Origin of the sequence: Fictibacillus arsenicus (assembly GCF_001999465.1) — a bacterium.
GTDB classification, from domain to species: domain Bacteria; phylum Bacillota; class Bacilli; order Bacillales; family Fictibacillaceae; genus Fictibacillus; species Fictibacillus arsenicus.
The window spans coordinates 189841-205365 of sequence record NZ_MQMF01000001.1 but is presented as its reverse complement, the minus strand read 5'-3'; the positions used below and the strand labels follow the sequence as shown (position 1 = coordinate 205365).

Here is a 15525-nt window from a genome sequence, read left to right as displayed (position 1 = left end):
ACATGAAAAAAGTAAATAAAGTCATTGTTTTTTTACCTGCTTATAATGAGGGAGATTCGATCGGAGAAGTAATACGGAAAATCCCCCGTGATTTTCATTCAGCTGTTGATGTTGAAATTATGGTTATTGATGATGGGTGTACGGATCGAACAAAAGAAGTTTCTTTGGCAGCAGGCGCAGATTATTATATTTCTCATACCGAAAACAAAGGTCTAGGAGCAGCTGTTCGAACAGGATTAGAATCCTGTTACTTACATGGTGCAGATATTGCTGTAATGATTGATGCTGATAACGAATATCCGGCTGATGAAATCCCTAAACTTATTCAGCCGCTGCTGGATGATCAGGCAGATTACTCGATGGGTTCCCGATTTTTAGGAACGATTTCAGGAATGAAATTACATCGCCGTCTAGGAAATTACTTTTTCACTTTGCTGCAATGTCTTTTACTAAGAAGGTGGATTCGTGACGGTCAGTCAGGGATGAGAGCTTTTAACAGAGAAACGATGAGAGATTTTGAGATTATTCATGATTACAACTATGCACAAGTGTTGACGCTTAATCTCGTTCGAAAAGGATTTCGGATGATTGAAGTTCCAATCACCTACAAAGTTAGAACGACAGGTACTTCATTTATCACTTTCAAGAAATATTTAGGGAATGTGATACCTGGAATATGGAATGAAATGAGAAGACCTGTAAGAAAGATCAGAGAGTATCCTTCTTACGATACAAATGAATGATTATCATTTCAAGACCTGCCTACTGAGGCAGGTCTTTTTTAAGGCTTCTTTCGAAAACTTTAATGATTTGTAAGAAGTTGATTTCCGCTCCAGATGCTCGCTTTCCGCAGGGTGTGCGGTGAGCCTCCTAGCGCTCTGCGCTATCAGGAGTCTCACCTGTCCCACTCATCCTGCAGGAGTCTCGCATCTTCCACTCCAATCAACTTGTCAATGAAGTGAATGAAAAAATCGAGCCAAAAGCAAGATCAGAAAAAAGGGATGAGCGGTAATGAATTAAAAAAGTCATTTTCTATGATATTATGATTAAATAATGGGTACACCAGAGGGGTGGATAAATATTGACCTCAATTAAACAAAAATTGATGCTTCTTCCTGATCAGCCTGGCTGCTATTTAATGAAGAATGAATTTGGAAAAGTAATCTATGTAGGGAAAGCAAAAGTATTAAAAAATAGAGTGAAATCCTATTTTTCTGGATCGCATGACGGAAAAACCCAGCGGTTAGTCAGTGAGATCAGAGACTTTGAATATATTGTCACTTCAACTGAAATGGAAGCTTTAGTTCTCGAGATGAATCTAATCAAAAAACATGATCCGCGTTACAACGTCATGTTAAAAGATGATAAAAGCTATCCATACTTAAAAGTTACTTCTGAAAAACAACCTCGGCTCTTATACACTAGGAAGATAAAGAAAGACGGCGGGAAATATTTTGGCCCCTTTGTTAACGCATATGCTGCACAAGAAACAAAAAAACTCCTGGATCGTATTTTTCCGCTGAGAAAATGTGACACGATGCCGAAAAGAGTCTGCCTCTATTATCATATTGGGCAATGCCTTGGTCCATGTGTTTATGAAGTTTCAGATGAACAGAACAAACAAATGGTAGAAGGTATCATCAAGTTTCTGAATGGCGGTTACCAGGATGTGAAGACACAGCTGTCAGAAAAAATGCTTGAAGCATCTGAGGCATTAAACTTCGAGCGTGCGAAAGAACTTCGTGATCAGATCCAGCATATTGAAGCCGTTATGGAAAAACAAAAGATGATGACTTCTGATTTAGTCGACAGAGATGTATTCGGTTATCATTTCGATAAAGGCTGGATGTGTGTACAGGTGTTTTTTATTCGGCAAGGAAAAGTTATTGCTAGAGATATATCTGTGTTCCCTTTTTACGGGGAGGCGCACGAAGACCTGCTTACTTTTATTGGCCAGTTTTATCTTCAGAAAAATCATCTGCTTCCAAAAGAAATTCTTTTGCCCAAACAAGTGGATGCTAATATGATTCAAGAGCTTCTGAAAGTTAAAGTTCTTCAGCCTCAAAAAGGACAAAAGAAAGAACTAGTTGAATTGGCCACAAAAAATGCAACTCTTGCATTAAACGAAAAGTTTGCATTAATCGAGCAGGATGAAGCACGGACAATAAAAGCAGTCGAAAACTTAGGCGAAAGAATGGGGATTGCTCCGCCATACAGAATTGAAGCTTTCGATAACTCTAACATTCACGGTACAGACCCAGTTTCAGCTATGGTCGTCTTTGTTGACGGGAAGCCTTATAAGAAGGATTATCGAAAGTATAAGATTAAATCCGTCGAGGGTCCTGATGACTATGCTTCTATGAAGGAAGTAGTTCGCAGAAGGTATTCCAGATTGCTTAGAGAAGAAGGTGAATTGCCAAGCTTAATCCTGATTGATGGCGGGAAAGGCCAAATTTCAGCTGCTCAAGATGTACTTGAAAACGAACTTAATCTTTTCATCCCTGTTGCCGGGCTGTCAAAGGATGAGAAGCACCGCACTTCTCAATTGTGGCTTGGTGATCCTCCTGAGATGATCCATCTTCCGAGAAACAGCCAAGAATTTTACTTGCTGCAAAGAGTGCAGGATGAAGTGCATCGATTTGCCATTTCTTTTCATCGCAAGGTTCGGTCAAAAAGTATGTTCGAGTCAACTTTGGATGGCATTGCTGGGATAGGAGAGAAAAGAAAGAAGATGCTGCTCCGTCACTTCGGTTCAATGAAAAAAATGAAAGAGGCAACTGTAGAAGAGATTCAGGAAGCGGGAGTGCCAAGAGCAGTTGCGGAAGAAATAAACAAAGCATTTTTATCAAAAGACTAGTTGCAGTCATTTAGTAACTTTGTTAAAATGAGACCAACTTTATAAATATGCCATGCTTCTAATGAAGTGATGGTAGAGGAGCAGGAACCAATAGTATCCCATCTGAAGAGAAGAAGCTCTTGCGAGGGTGGAAGAAAGGGGATTCTTGCCGAAGTGTAAAAGGACTTCTAGCCTTTTATGCTGGACCTGTATTGAATAAATACAGAGCTGTCACACAATTCCCCCCAGGACTTGTGTGGAGGACTATCTCACTAGGGGGAAACAAACTTGGCTTGCTGCGGATATAGCAACAATAGGGTTTTTCCTTATTGTTGCTTTTTTGTTTTAGTTCTTATCTTAAGGTTGTTGCTTATGTTCAGTTTTCTAATTTCTTCACTGACTAGTTGATTGGAGTGCAAGGTGCGAGACTCCTGCGGGATAAGCGGGACAGGTGAGACCATTCAATGTCGCAAGGCGGCGAGTGGGCTCACCGTACCCCCCCGCGGAAAGCGAGTATCCTGGAACGGAAATCAACTACTTTCATAGAGCAACAACGTTAGCGAAAACAGCCTTTGTTTTTAAAAGAGATAGAAAATTACAACAGGAAAGGATTTGGAGAAGATGGGGAGAATCGTACAAAAATTTGGCGGTACAAGTGTTGGTTCGGTTGAACGGATTCAAAATGCTGCAAAAAGAATTATCAATGAAGTCAACAATGGCAATGAAGTTGTTGTTGTCGTTTCTGCAATGGGCAAAACAACAGATGAACTTGTTAGATTGGCTGGAGAAATCAGCAAAAATCCTTCTAAGCGTGAAATGGATATGCTCCTCACAACCGGTGAACAAGTCACTATAGCTTTATTAACGATGTCTTTGCATCAGGAAGGTTATAAAGCTCTTTCCCTTACAGGCTGGCAAGCAGGTATTCAAACAGAAAATAATCATTCAAATGCTAGAATACTAGACATTGATTCTGAACGGATCAACAAATTGTTAAAAGACGGAAATATTGTGGTGGTTGCAGGATTTCAAGGCTTGATTCCTGAAACGAATGATATCGCAACACTTGGAAGAGGCGGATCAGATACAACAGCTGTAGCGCTGGCAGCCGCATTGAAAGCCGATCGCTGTGATATTTATACAGATGTTACCGGTGTTTACACGACTGATCCCCGTGCAGTTAAAACAGCAAGAAAAATACCATCTATTTCTTATGATGAAATGCTTGAAATGGCTAATCTTGGGGCCGGTGTTCTGCACCCAAGAGCTGTAGAATTTGCAAAAAACTATTCAATCGTTTTAGAAGTCAGATCAAGTATGAGTGATGAACGAGGAACGCTAGTAGAGGAGGAAGCAACGATGGAACAAAACTTAATGGTAAGAGGTTTAGCTTTTGAAGGTAACATAACAAAGATTACGGTAACCAACATGCCAAATGAAATAAATGCTTTGTCGGATTTATTCACGATCTTGGCAAGCAACGGGATAAATGTAGACATTATCATTCAAAACGTGATGAACGAAGAAAAGACCAATATCTCTTTTTCCATTGACTCCAGTATATTGTCAGACACTCAAGAAGTACTTGCTGAAAACCAAGATAAACTGGGCTTTGAATCAATCAGCTATGAAGGCAACCTTGCTAAAGTATCCATCGTTGGTTCAGGAATGATCTCCAACCCTGGTGTAGCAGCAATGATGTTTAAAGCTTTGTCCGACCAAGATGTAATGATTAAAATGGTTAGTACATCTGAAATTAAGGTTTCAACTGTAGTAAAACAGGAAGATATGATTAAATCAATCGAAACTCTTCATGACACATTTGAATTAGATGCACGTGTACCTATTCAGAACCAATAATTTCTCACAACTGAAAAAGCCGGCATCAGCCGGCTTTTGTTTATTCGATCGTATCTTTTTTGTCCCATTGGACCGTTATGGAAACTTTATTCCGTTTCATTGACTCAAGCGCTTCAGTTGTACATTTTTTTTGCAGCTGAATTTGTTCTGCTAGAAAACCAGCTTCTAAGCTAAAAGTGTTGTGCTGGAAATTCTCGATTCTCTGTTCGATCAGTAATGAATGAAGTGAAAACACCATTTCTGTTTTTGATGCTTCAATCATTTCGAGATTACCCCAGCCAGCCTCTTTGAAGAAAGCACTTACTTCTTCCATTGTATGTAAAGGGTATTTTCTGGCAAGGTGTCTGCCAGCCCAATATAAAATATTTCTTTCTTGTTTACCAAGAAGTTCAGGTAACAAATCGCTGCGAAGGATCTCGTACCCAAAAGCTGAAACAGAAGGCTTTTCGGCAGGGGTAGTCTCGTCCTTTGTTTTTTGTTTAAACATTCTGCATCCCTTCTTTCTATTTTTATTATAACGGGTAAGAGGAGCAAACTCTATAGCAACTCGGTATTTGTCGAAAAAGTAATAAAGAAAAAACGCTGATGTAGCAATAAAATATCACAATTAAGTTGTTAGCGTTTTCTTGACGGTGTCAAACGATGGGAGTAAAATGGACATGTTGCTAGTTGATTAAACTAATTGTTTAACACTTTTTCCTCAAAAAAAGAGGAAACTTAAAACGCTTACATGTGGAGAGGAACAAAAGATTAGCAGCCAGAGAGAGGCTAAATTTGAAGGGGGCAAGAAAATGGCTGGCAGTAAGGATTTTGTAAACAGAAGGATTCATTCACTTTTAGGAGTTATTCCTATCGGGCTTTTTCTCGTTCAGCACTTGGTTGTAAACCATTTTGCAACTAAGGATGCTGATGCATTTAACGCCGCAGCACATTTTATGGAAAATCTGCCGTTTCGTATTTTCCTAGAAACTTTTGTGATTTACTTACCGATTTTATTTCATGCGGTTTATGGTCTTTATATAACGTTTCAGGCTAAAAATAACGTTAGCCGCTATGGATATTTCCGCAATATGATGTTCCTTGTTCAGCGTGTAACAGGTGTTATCACTTTAATTTTTATTGCATGGCATGTTTGGGAAACACGCGTTCAGGCAGCGTTGGGAGCGGAAGTAAACTTTTCAATGATGGCTGATATTTTAAGCTCTCCATTTATGATCGCGTTCTACTTAATCGGAGTATTATCTGCAGTATTTCATTTTGCTAACGGACTATGGTCGTTCTTTGTCAGCTGGGGCCTTACTGTTTCGCCTCGTTCACAGAAGATTTCAACTTACGTAACGATGGGTGTGTTCGTAGCACTTGCTATCGTTAGCGTACGTACTATTTTTGCATTTATTTAAAAGGGGTGAGACAAATTGAGTAATCAAAAAATTATCGTTGTTGGCGGAGGTCTCGCCGGGTTAATGGCTACAATTAAAGCAGCTGAAGCTGGTGTAAATGTCGACCTCTTTTCAGTAGTTCCAGTAAAACGTTCGCATTCTGTTTGTGCTCAAGGCGGTATAAACGGTGCTGTAAATACAAAGGGTGAAGGGGATTCGCCTTGGGAACACTTTGATGATTCAGTTTATGGCGGTGACTTCTTAGCAAATCAGCCTCCTGTAAAAGCTATGTGTGATGCTGCTCCTGGAATTATCCACTTAATGGACCGTATGGGTGTTATGTTCAACAGAACACCTGAAGGTTTGCTTGATTTCCGCCGTTTTGGAGGAACTCAGCATCACCGTACAGCGTTCGCTGGTGCGACAACAGGACAGCAATTGTTATATGCACTTGATGAGCAGGTTCGCCGTCATGAAGTTGCAGGACTTGTTACAAAGTACGAAGGCTGGGAATTCTTATCGGCAATCATTGATGATGAAGGTCAATGCCGCGGTGTTACTGCTCAAAACTTAAAGACTATGGAAATTGTCAGCTTTGCAGCAGATGCTGTTATCATGGCAACAGGCGGACCTGGTATCATCTTCGGTAAATCTACGAACTCCGTAATCAACACAGGTGGAGCAGCTTCAGCTCTTTATCAGCAAGGTGTTCATTATGCAAATGGTGAGTTTATTCAAATTCATCCAACTGCTATCCCTGGTGACGATAAGCTTCGATTGATGAGTGAATCGGCACGTGGTGAAGGCGGCCGTGTTTGGACATATAAAGATGGAAAGCCGTGGTATTTCCTTGAAGAGAAATATCCTGCTTATGGAAACCTTGTTCCGCGTGATATTGCAACACGTGAAATTTTCCATGTTTGTGTAGATTTAAAGCTCGGTATCAATGGAGAGAACATGGTATACCTGGATCTTTCACACAAGGATCCAAAAGAACTTGATATTAAACTTGGTGGAATCATTGAAATCTATGAAAAATTCATGGGAGATGATCCTCGTAAAGTTCCAATGAAGATCTTCCCTGCGGTTCACTATTCAATGGGCGGCATGTGGGTAGATTATGATCAAATGACAAACATTCCAGGTCTTTTCGCTGCAGGTGAGTGTGAGTACCAATACCATGGTGCAAACAGATTAGGAGCTAACTCTCTATTATCTGCTATTTTTGGCGGAATGATGGCTGGTCCGTCTGCAGTTAAATACATCAGAGGTTTGGAAAAGACAGTTGAAGATGTTTCTTCTTCTGTATTCGAGAACCAAGTTAAGAAAGATCAAGAAGTATATAACAACATCCTTTCTATGGATGGAACTGAAAATGCATATGTGATCCATAAAGAATTAGGAGAATGGATGACTGATAATGTAACGGTTGTTAGATACAATGATAAATTGAAACAAACAGATGAAAAGATTCAGGAATTGATGCAGCGCTATAAGAACATCAATATTAATGATACTTCTAAGTGGAGTAATCAGGGAGCATCGTTCACTCGCCAGTTATGGCACATGCTTCAACTTGCACGTGTTATTACTCTTGGAGCATTAAACCGTGATGAGAGCCGTGGTGCGCATTACAAACCTGATTTCCCTGAACGTAATGATGAACAATGGTTAAAGACTACAAAAGCGAAATTCAATCCTGCAACAAACGGACCTGATTTTGAGTACGAAGATGTAGATGTTTCGCTTATCCAGCCGCGTAAACGTGACTATTCTAAGAAGAAGGCAGGGGTGTAAACATGAGCACAAAAATGGTGAAATTCATCATATCAAGACAAGATAACCCAGAGACTGCCCCATATTTAGAAGAGTTTGAGATTCCGCATCGTCCAAATATGAACGTTATATCTGCTCTTATGGAAATTCGTAGAAACCCTGTAAATGCAAAAGGTGAAGCTACGACTCCCGTAACTTGGGAGATGGGATGTCTGGAAGAAGTTTGTGGTGCATGTTCAATGGTTATCAACGGAAAGCCTCGTCAATCCTGTACGGCTCTTGTTGATCAGTTAGAACAGCCAATCAGACTTGAACCAATGAAAACTTTTCCGGTTGTTCGTGACCTTGCGATCGATAGAAGCAGAATGTTCGATGCGCTTAAGCGTGTTAAAGCATGGATTCCGATCGATGGAACGTACGATCTTGGTCCAGGACCGAGAATGCCTGAAACTAAACGTCAATGGGCATATGAACTTTCAAAGTGTATGACTTGCGGTGTTTGCTTAGAGGCTTGTCCAAATGTTAATAGCAATTCAGATTTTATTGGACCAGCTCCACTTTCACAAGTTCGTCTGTTTAACGCACACCCAACAGGTGAAATGAATAAAGAAGAGCGACTGAATGCGATTATGGATGATGGAGGACTTGCAGAATGCGGTAACTCTCAAAACTGTGTACAGTCTTGTCCAAAAGGAATTCCTTTAACAACTTCTATCGCAGCTCTTAACCGTGATACTACATTCCAAGCGTTTAAGAACTTCTTTGGAAGTGACAGATAAATGATAGATAAAGGCTTCTCTCGATAGGGAGAAGCTTTTTTCACTATCAAGAAGTAAAACTTATGCACGATGAATTTTTTGATGCAGCAAGCACACCTAGACTGACTCGAAGGGATAGCTATTGCAAAGATTTCGATAAAAGGTGGTAAGCTAATGGCAAGACAAGATTATATTTCAAATATGGAAGAATGGAAAAAGGGATTTCATTTTTTTCACGAATTGAATGTTCGCTTTGGCGAAATTGATGGTTTTGGACATGTTAATAACACAAACGTCTTTATCTATATGGAAGAAGCAAGAATTGCCCTCTTTAAAGAACTAGGTTTGATGACATCTTGGGGAGCGCCTGATTCCGTGGAAATTCCAGTTGTCGCAGATCTGCAATGTGATTACCTTGCTCAAATCATGTATGATGAGACATTAAAGATATATGTAAAAATTAATGAAGCAGGATCATCTTCTATTGATCTGCATTACCTAGGAGTCAATGAGGAGAACAAACCGGTTTTCACTGGTAGAGGAGCAATTGTTCAGATTTCCAGGAAGAGCGGACGTCCTTTAAAGTGGAATGAAACATTAAAAAAACAATTGGATAACTTTTCACATAAAGCCCATATATAAAAAATGGGCTTTTTTTTATTTTATTATGGAATATTATGGGGACTTTTTAACTTAACCAAGTCACTTACACATGTGTTATGACATAGTATATGTTGACTAAATACTTCCAATATTCGTTGGCGGTTCCTAAACCCTAGCAAGGAGGGGTGAATTCATTGAAAGATAAACACTACCGACCGAAGCCTCTACTTACAAAAAGAGAGAGAGAAGTTTTCGAACTATTAGTCCAAGACAAAACCACAAAAGAAATTGCGGAACAATTATTCATTAGTGAGAAAACAGTTCGAAACCATATTTCGAATACCATGCAAAAGCTTGGGGTTAAAGGACGCTCTCAAGCCGTTGTAGAGTTATTGAGGCTTGGAGAACTCGAGATTTAGTCAGGAAGCGGCTTTCACGTGAAAGCCGTTTTCAGTTTGCGTTTAAATTCAATTAAGGCTAAATAGGCAAGACTGTTGTATGCAAAGTAGTGATACAGGTAAAAGTTGCAATTGATTTTTTAGCTCTTTTTCAGATATGATGACTAAGATGTCTATGGTTTCTGGCCAGATAATGAAAAAGGTGAAAATCATGAATAATAGCCTGCAAGTTAAAAAGGTACTAAATAACAATGTCGTGATTGTGACAGATTCCTCTGAAAAAGAACAGATTGTCATTGGAAAAGGAATTGGGTTTGCAAAAAAACAAGGAGATTCAGTCCACTCTGCCCAAGTTGACAAATTGTTTGTTTTAAGAAATGAAAATGAACAAGAGCAATATAAGACACTCCTGACTTATATAGATGAAGAAACTGTTGAGTTGATTAACGATATTATCGTTCATATAGGATCGCGTTTTGATAATGATTTGTTGAACGAGCATATACATGTGGCTTTAACAGACCATATCGCATTTGCTATTAAACGGCTGCAGCAAGGGATGGACATAAAAAATCCATTTCTAACTGAGACTCAGACGTTATACCCTAAAGAATATACGGTCGCGGAAGAAGTGATCGAGGTCATTAACAAATCCCTTAAAATTCATCTTCCTGAAGGTGAAATAGGCTTTGTTGCCCTTCATATTCATAGCGCGATTACAAATAAGAGTGTTAAAGATATAAAAAAACACTCGGAGCTTATTAATACACTTATGCAGATGATTCAGCATTCACTGGATCTTGAAATTGATACGAAAAGCATAAATTATCTCCGTTTAGTAAGACACTTAAGACATGCAATTGAGCGGATCTCAATGGGCGATATTATGGAAGAACAAGAAAAGTTAGCAAAAGTGTTGAAAGAAGAATATCCAGTGTGCTACAATTTGGCTTGGAAGTTGATCAAGGTAATGCAAAATTCCTTGAACAAGCCCGTGCCACATGCAGAGGCAGTGTACTTAACCATGCATTTGCAAAGGCTTTCGCGATATGACAACTAGACAAAATGTAACGAGTAACTAAATATATACAGCGTTTTTACGTGTTACTGATTCGATCAGGCATAAGTAAAGAACAAAGTGTAGCGAATGCTTAATTAGGATATATTATATCTGATTAGGTAAATTTGCTCATGTTCTTTATTTATGTCTTTTTTGTTTTAGCGGAAGTAAATGGAAGGGTTATCATAATAAAAGGCTTTTTTCTAAAGTATTGTTGCTATTTGGAACTTCTCTTCATTTGCAAGATGATTGTAGCGCAAGGTTGCCGACTCCTACGGGACGAGCGGTCAGGTGAGACTCCTAATGGCGCAAAGCGGCAGGAGGCTCACCGCACGCCCCGTGGAAAGCGAGCAACCTGGAGCGGAAATCAACCACTTTCAAGAGCGACAATGTATGCGAAAACAGCCGAATAAAAAAAGGAGGACTTCCTATGTGGAAAAAGCTTTTTGGTGTACTTCAGCGTGTAGGTAAAGCTTTAATGCTGCCAGTAGCGATTTTACCAGCAGCTGGTTTGCTGCTTGCATTTGGTAATGCATTTAAAAACCCTGCATTGATTGAACGAATACCAGCATTAGATGCAGCATGGTTTCAGCTTGTTGCAGAGGTAATGGAGAAATCAGGAGACATCGTATTTGCGAACTTATCATTATTATTTGCAGTAGGTGTAGCCGTTGGTCTTGCAGGCGGTGAAGGCGTAGCAGGTCTTGCTGCTATTATCGGTTATTTAATTATGAATGTTACGATGAGTGTCATTGAGGGTGTTACACCTGATATGATCGGAAAAGATCCGTCATTTGCAAGCGTTCTTGGAATCCCTACTCTTCAGACTGGGGTATTCGGAGGTATTATTGTCGGTATCCTGGCATCATATCTCTACAAACGTTTTTACAACATAGAACTTCCTCAATACTTAGGTTTCTTTGCAGGGAAACGTTTTGTTCCGATTATTACTGCTGTATCAGCATTAGTTCTTGGTATTTTAATGACATTTATTTGGCCTCCTGTACAGAATGGTCTTAACACTTTCTCTGAGAGCATGATCAATTCTAATCTTACAGTTGCAGCCTTTATCTTTGGTGTAATTGAAAGATCATTGATTCCTTTTGGTCTTCATCACATTTTTTATTCACCATTCTGGTTTGAGTTTGGTTCTTATAAGTCAGCTGCAGAAGGTCTTGTACGTGGTGACCAGGCCATCTTCTTTGCTCAATTAAAAGATAATGTAGAACTGACAGCTGGTACATTCATGACAGGTAAGTTCCCATTCATGATGTTTGGACTTCCAGCTGCAGCACTTGCTATGTATCATGCAGCTCGACCTGAGCAAAAGAAAGTAGTTGCAGGTATCATGGGTTCTGCTGCCTTAACTTCATTCTTAACAGGGATAACAGAACCAATTGAATTTACATTCTTGTTTGTAGCACCAGTTCTTTTTGGAATTCATGCCATTTTTGCAGGACTTTCATTCATGGTGATGCACATATTAAATGTTAAAATTGGTATGACGTTCTCTGGTGGGGTAATTGACTATTTACTATTTGGTGTTCTTCCAAACCGCACAGACTGGTGGCTTGTAATTCCAGTAGGATTGGTTTTCTCAGTTATCTATTACTTTGGTTTCCGTTTTGCTATTCAAAAATGGAACTTAAAAACACCTGGACGTGAAATCGTTGATGATGAAGTGGAAACGAACGTTGGACCGTCTAATAAAGATTCATTAGCTGCGAATATTTTAGAAGGCTTAGGCGGAGAATCTAACATAGCTGATTTGGACGCATGTATTACACGTCTTCGTGTTTCTGTTCGTGATCCTAAGGAAGTTGATAAAGATCGTTTGAAAAAGCTGGGTGCATCAGGAGTTCTTGAAATGGGGAACAGCATTCAGGCTATTTTCGGAACTCGTTCTGATACAATCAAGAGCGAAATACGAGATATTATGAACGGCAAGACAGTTGCTAAGCCTAAAAACAGTGAAGCAACTCCTGAACAAGGAGAACTTGCAGATACTTCTGATCAAGGAACTGTAAACCCAACTTCTTCAATTTCATCTGAAGAACGTTTTGTATCACCGATTAAAGGGAAAATAATTCCGATTACCGAAGTTCCCGATCAAGTTTTCTCAGGTAAAATGATGGGTGACGGTTTTGCGATTGAACCAGCAGAAGGTTTGGTTGTATCGCCGGTAAATGGTAAGATAATTAATGTCTTCCCGACTAAGCATGCGATCGGGATTGAATCAGATAACGGAAAAGAAATCTTGATCCATTTTGGAATCGACACTGTTAAATTAAAAGGTGAAGGTTTCGAAAGCTTTGTGTCTGAAGGGGACAAGGTATCAGCTGGCCAAAAACTTCTCCAAGTTGATTTGAACTTTGTAAAAGAAAATGCACCATCTATTATTACACCGATTGTGTTTACAAACTTATCGGGTGAAACTGTTTCAGTCGAAAAAACAGGAACAGTAGCAATTGAAGAAGAAAATATTATTACATTCAAAAAATAAAGGGGTAATTAAAATGGCAGAAAAAATATTTAAAGTAACTAGTGAATCAGGAATCCACGCTCGTCCAGCAACAACATTAGTAAACCAGGCAGGACAATTCAGCTCTGATATTACTCTAGATTATAACGGTAAGAGTGTTAACTTAAAGTCAATCATGGGTGTTATGAGTTTAGGTATTCAATCCGGAGCTGAGATTACGATCAAAGCTGAAGGTTCAGATGCAGACGAAGCAATCGCAGCACTAGAAGATGTAATGAAAAAGGAAGGGCTTGGTGAGTAATGTCTGAAAAAATTTCAGGTATTGCAGCATCAGCCGGCATTGCAATTGCTAAAGCGTTTGTACTTCAAAATCCAGAATTAACGATTGAAAAAAAATCAATTGAAGATTCATCTCAGGAAATTGAACGATTCCAGTCAGCTCTTGAAAAATCCAAGGAAGAGTTGACAGTTATTAAAGATAAAGCTAATGAAGAACTGGGGGAAGATAAGGCAGCGATTTTTGCTGCCCATCTTCTTGTCCTTAGTGACCCTGAACTGGTTGATGCTGTAAAACAAAAGATTAAAAGTGAAAAAGTAAACGCTGAATCAGCTATGAATGATGTTTCTTCCATGTTTATCGACATGTTTGAACAAATGGACAACGAATATATGAAAGAGCGTGCTGCAGATATTCGTGATGTATCTAAGCGTGTATTAGCTCATCTATTAGATGTTCAATTTGCAACACCAGCGAGCATTTCTGAGGAAGTTGTTATTCTTGCAGAAGACTTAACGCCATCAGATACAGCGCAGCTTAACCGTAAATTTGTAAAAGGCTTTGCAACTGATATCGGCGGAAGAACTTCGCATTCAGCGATCATGTCCCGTTCAATGGAAATTCCTGCAGTTGTCGGAACGAAGACCATTACAGAAAAAGTGGAGAATGGTGTCATGATTATCATCGACGGTTTGGATGGACAAGTTATTGTTGATCCAACTCAAGATGAAATCGCAACATATCAGGAGAAGAAAAAGCAATATCAGCAGCAAAAGGAAGAGTGGGCGAAGCTAGTAAATGAAAAAACTCTTTCATCTGATAATGTTCAAGTAGAACTTGCTGCGAATATTGGTACTCCTGCAGATGTAAAAGGAGTTCTCGAAAATGGAGCTGAAGGCGTTGGATTATATCGTACAGAATTCTTGTACATGGGCCGTGATCAGCTACCAACTGAAGAAGAGCAATATAAGGCTTATAAAGAAGTTCTCGAAAAAATGGAAGGAAAGCCTGTTGTTATCCGTACATTGGACATTGGCGGTGACAAAGAACTTCCTTACTTAAATCTTCCAAAAGAATTGAATCCATTTTTAGGATTCCGTGCGATTCGTCTTTGTCTGGAAGAACAAGATATTTTCCGAACACAGCTTAGAGCACTGCTTCGCGCCAGCACTTTTGGCAACTTAAAGATCATGTTCCCAATGATCGCTACTCTTGAAGAATTCCGTTCTGCAAAAGGCATTCTTATTGAAGAAAAAGAAAAGCTTGTTAAAGAAGGAACAGAAGTATCAGAGAACATAGAAGTAGGAATCATGGTTGAAATTCCGTCAACAGCTGTAATGGCAGATACGTTTGCTAAAGAAGTAGATTTCTTCAGTATCGGCACAAATGACCTGATCCAGTATACGATGGCTGCGGACCGAATGAATGAACAAGTATCTTATTTATACCAGCCATACAGTCCGGCGATTTTAAGACTTGTAAAAATGGTTATCGATGCTGCTCATAAAGAAGGTAAATGGACGGGTATGTGCGGTGAAATGGCAGGAGATCCAATTGCTATCCCTATTCTTTTAGGACTAGGTTTAGATGAATTCTCTATGAGTGCCACTTCAGTTCTGCCAGCAAGAAGCCAGATCAGAGGGCTCTCCAAAGAAAAAATCAGTGCCCACATCGATGAAATTCTGCAAATGGATACAATGAAAGATGTTGTAGAATTTGTAGAGAAGAACTTTAAATAAAAGTTGGTTTTAAATTAAACAAGGACTATGGGATGTTTCCATAGTCCTTTTACGTACATTCTAGTCTTTGCAATAAAAAAAGGACCAAAATCTATTTTTAGACGTGAAGGCTGGACTAGATCGTTTTGCATCCTGTTCATTTCGGAAATTTCTTCATTGATAAAGTTGATTGGAATGAAAGGTGGGAGACTCCTCGAAAATGAAAATCACATTTTCTTCGTGCGATGTAACGCTGTCGAAGCCTTCCTTGTCCTGTGGGACGAGTGGGACAGGTGAGACTCCTAATTACCCAAAGGGTGAAGGAGGCTCACCGCCCGCACCTCGGAAAGCGAGCACCTGTAACGGAAATCAACCTCT

General features: G+C 39.5%; 13 protein-coding genes and 1 riboswitch. Of the genes, 12 read left to right on the top strand and 1 reads right to left on the bottom strand.

Going from position 1 to position 15525, the window contains the following annotated elements; genetic code table 11:
- Positions 1-2 precede the first annotated feature (2 nt).
- From UN64_RS01005 to UN64_RS00995, 3 genes are all read left to right on the top strand, one after another.
- A complete protein-coding gene (locus UN64_RS01005) occupies positions 3-743 on the top strand; it encodes a glycosyltransferase family 2 protein (protein ID WP_077359249.1) in 741 nt (246 codons plus the stop codon).
- A gap of 362 nt (positions 744-1105) precedes the next feature.
- Positions 1106-2857: an excinuclease ABC subunit UvrC gene (gene uvrC / locus UN64_RS01000; protein ID WP_425590093.1), complete on the top strand. Its 1752-nt coding sequence runs from the start codon at positions 1106-1108 to the stop codon at positions 2855-2857.
- Between the two features lie 65 nt (positions 2858-2922).
- A riboswitch (Lysine riboswitch) is annotated at positions 2923-3111 on the top strand.
- Between the two features lie 346 nt (positions 3112-3457).
- A complete protein-coding gene (locus UN64_RS00995) occupies positions 3458-4696 on the top strand; it encodes an aspartate kinase (RefSeq protein ID WP_077359247.1) in 1239 nt (412 codons plus the stop codon).
- A 40-nt stretch (positions 4697-4736) separates the two neighbouring features.
- Here the strand turns inward: UN64_RS00995 and UN64_RS00990 are convergent, their stop codons facing one another.
- Positions 4737-5183 (bottom strand): YslB family protein, encoded by a 447-nt coding sequence (locus tag UN64_RS00990; RefSeq protein ID WP_077359246.1) that lies wholly within the window; start codon positions 5181-5183, stop codon positions 4737-4739.
- 304 nt (positions 5184-5487) lie between these two features.
- On the opposite strand from UN64_RS00990, the gene UN64_RS00985 reads away from it, so the two are divergent.
- The 9 genes from UN64_RS00985 to ptsP all read left to right on the top strand — a co-directional run bounded on the left by UN64_RS00985 (position 5488) and on the right by ptsP (position 15168).
- Positions 5488-6096: a succinate dehydrogenase cytochrome b558 subunit gene (locus tag UN64_RS00985; protein ID WP_077359245.1), complete on the top strand. Its 609-nt coding sequence runs from the start codon at positions 5488-5490 to the stop codon at positions 6094-6096.
- 15 nt (positions 6097-6111) lie between these two features.
- The gene (sdhA, locus tag UN64_RS00980) at positions 6112-7872 is read left to right on the top strand and encodes a succinate dehydrogenase flavoprotein subunit (protein WP_077359244.1); all 1761 of its coding nucleotides are present in this window, start codon (positions 6112-6114) and stop codon (positions 7870-7872) included.
- A 2-nt stretch (positions 7873-7874) separates the two neighbouring features.
- Positions 7875-8630 carry a succinate dehydrogenase iron-sulfur subunit gene (gene sdhB, locus UN64_RS00975; protein WP_066291494.1) on the top strand — a complete coding sequence of 252 codons (756 nt, stop codon included), beginning with the start codon at positions 7875-7877 and terminating at the stop codon, positions 8628-8630.
- Between the two features lie 153 nt (positions 8631-8783).
- Positions 8784-9251 carry an acyl-CoA thioesterase gene (locus UN64_RS00970; RefSeq protein ID WP_077359243.1) on the top strand — a complete coding sequence of 156 codons (468 nt, stop codon included), beginning with the start codon at positions 8784-8786 and terminating at the stop codon, positions 9249-9251.
- A 155-nt stretch (positions 9252-9406) separates the two neighbouring features.
- On the top strand, positions 9407-9631 hold the full coding sequence (locus UN64_RS00965; RefSeq protein ID WP_066243534.1) for a helix-turn-helix domain-containing protein: 225 nt from the start codon (positions 9407-9409) through the stop codon (positions 9629-9631).
- Positions 9632-9821: 190 nt separating this feature from the next.
- Positions 9822-10670 carry a glucose PTS transporter transcription antiterminator GlcT gene (glcT, locus tag UN64_RS00960; RefSeq protein ID WP_077361056.1) on the top strand — a complete coding sequence of 283 codons (849 nt, stop codon included), beginning with the start codon at positions 9822-9824 and terminating at the stop codon, positions 10668-10670.
- Positions 10671-11100: 430 nt separating this feature from the next.
- Positions 11101-13173, top strand: a complete 2073-nt coding sequence (gene ptsG / locus UN64_RS00950; protein ID WP_077359241.1) for a glucose-specific PTS transporter subunit IIBC — start codon at positions 11101-11103, stop codon at positions 13171-13173.
- Positions 13174-13186: 13 nt separating this feature from the next.
- Complete coding sequence (locus UN64_RS00945) at positions 13187-13453, top strand: phosphocarrier protein HPr (protein WP_077359240.1); 267 nt, start codon at positions 13187-13189, stop codon at positions 13451-13453.
- Entirely contained in the window at positions 13453-15168 is a 1716-nt protein-coding gene (gene ptsP / locus UN64_RS00940; RefSeq protein WP_077359239.1) for a phosphoenolpyruvate--protein phosphotransferase, read from the top strand. The genes UN64_RS00945 and ptsP overlap by 1 nt, the downstream gene beginning before the upstream one ends.
- Positions 15169-15525: the final 357 nt, after the last annotated feature.

Excerpts from the sequence above, each read along its gene's own strand:
- ptsP (WP_077359239.1), top strand. The coding sequence starts at position 13,453 with ATGTCTGAAAAAATTTCAGGTATTGCAGCATCAGCCGGCATTGCAATT.
- UN64_RS00970 (WP_077359243.1), top strand. The coding sequence starts at position 8,784 with ATGGCAAGACAAGATTATATTTCAAATATGGAAGAATGGAAAAAGGGA.
- ptsG (WP_077359241.1), top strand. The coding sequence starts at position 11,101 with ATGTGGAAAAAGCTTTTTGGTGTACTTCAGCGTGTAGGTAAAGCTTTA.
- UN64_RS00995 (WP_077359247.1), top strand. The coding sequence starts at position 3,458 with ATGGGGAGAATCGTACAAAAATTTGGCGGTACAAGTGTTGGTTCGGTT.
- UN64_RS00985 (WP_077359245.1), top strand. The coding sequence starts at position 5,488 with ATGGCTGGCAGTAAGGATTTTGTAAACAGAAGGATTCATTCACTTTTA.
- glcT (WP_077361056.1), top strand. The coding sequence starts at position 9,822 with ATGAATAATAGCCTGCAAGTTAAAAAGGTACTAAATAACAATGTCGTG.
- uvrC (WP_425590093.1), top strand. The coding sequence starts at position 1,106 with ATGCTTCTTCCTGATCAGCCTGGCTGCTATTTAATGAAGAATGAATTT.
- UN64_RS00990 (WP_077359246.1), bottom strand. The coding sequence starts at position 5,183 with ATGTTTAAACAAAAAACAAAGGACGAGACTACCCCTGCCGAAAAGCCT.
- UN64_RS01005 (WP_077359249.1), top strand. The coding sequence starts at position 3 with ATGAAAAAAGTAAATAAAGTCATTGTTTTTTTACCTGCTTATAATGAG.
- sdhB (WP_066291494.1), top strand. The coding sequence starts at position 7,875 with ATGAGCACAAAAATGGTGAAATTCATCATATCAAGACAAGATAACCCA.
- UN64_RS00945 (WP_077359240.1), top strand. The coding sequence starts at position 13,187 with ATGGCAGAAAAAATATTTAAAGTAACTAGTGAATCAGGAATCCACGCT.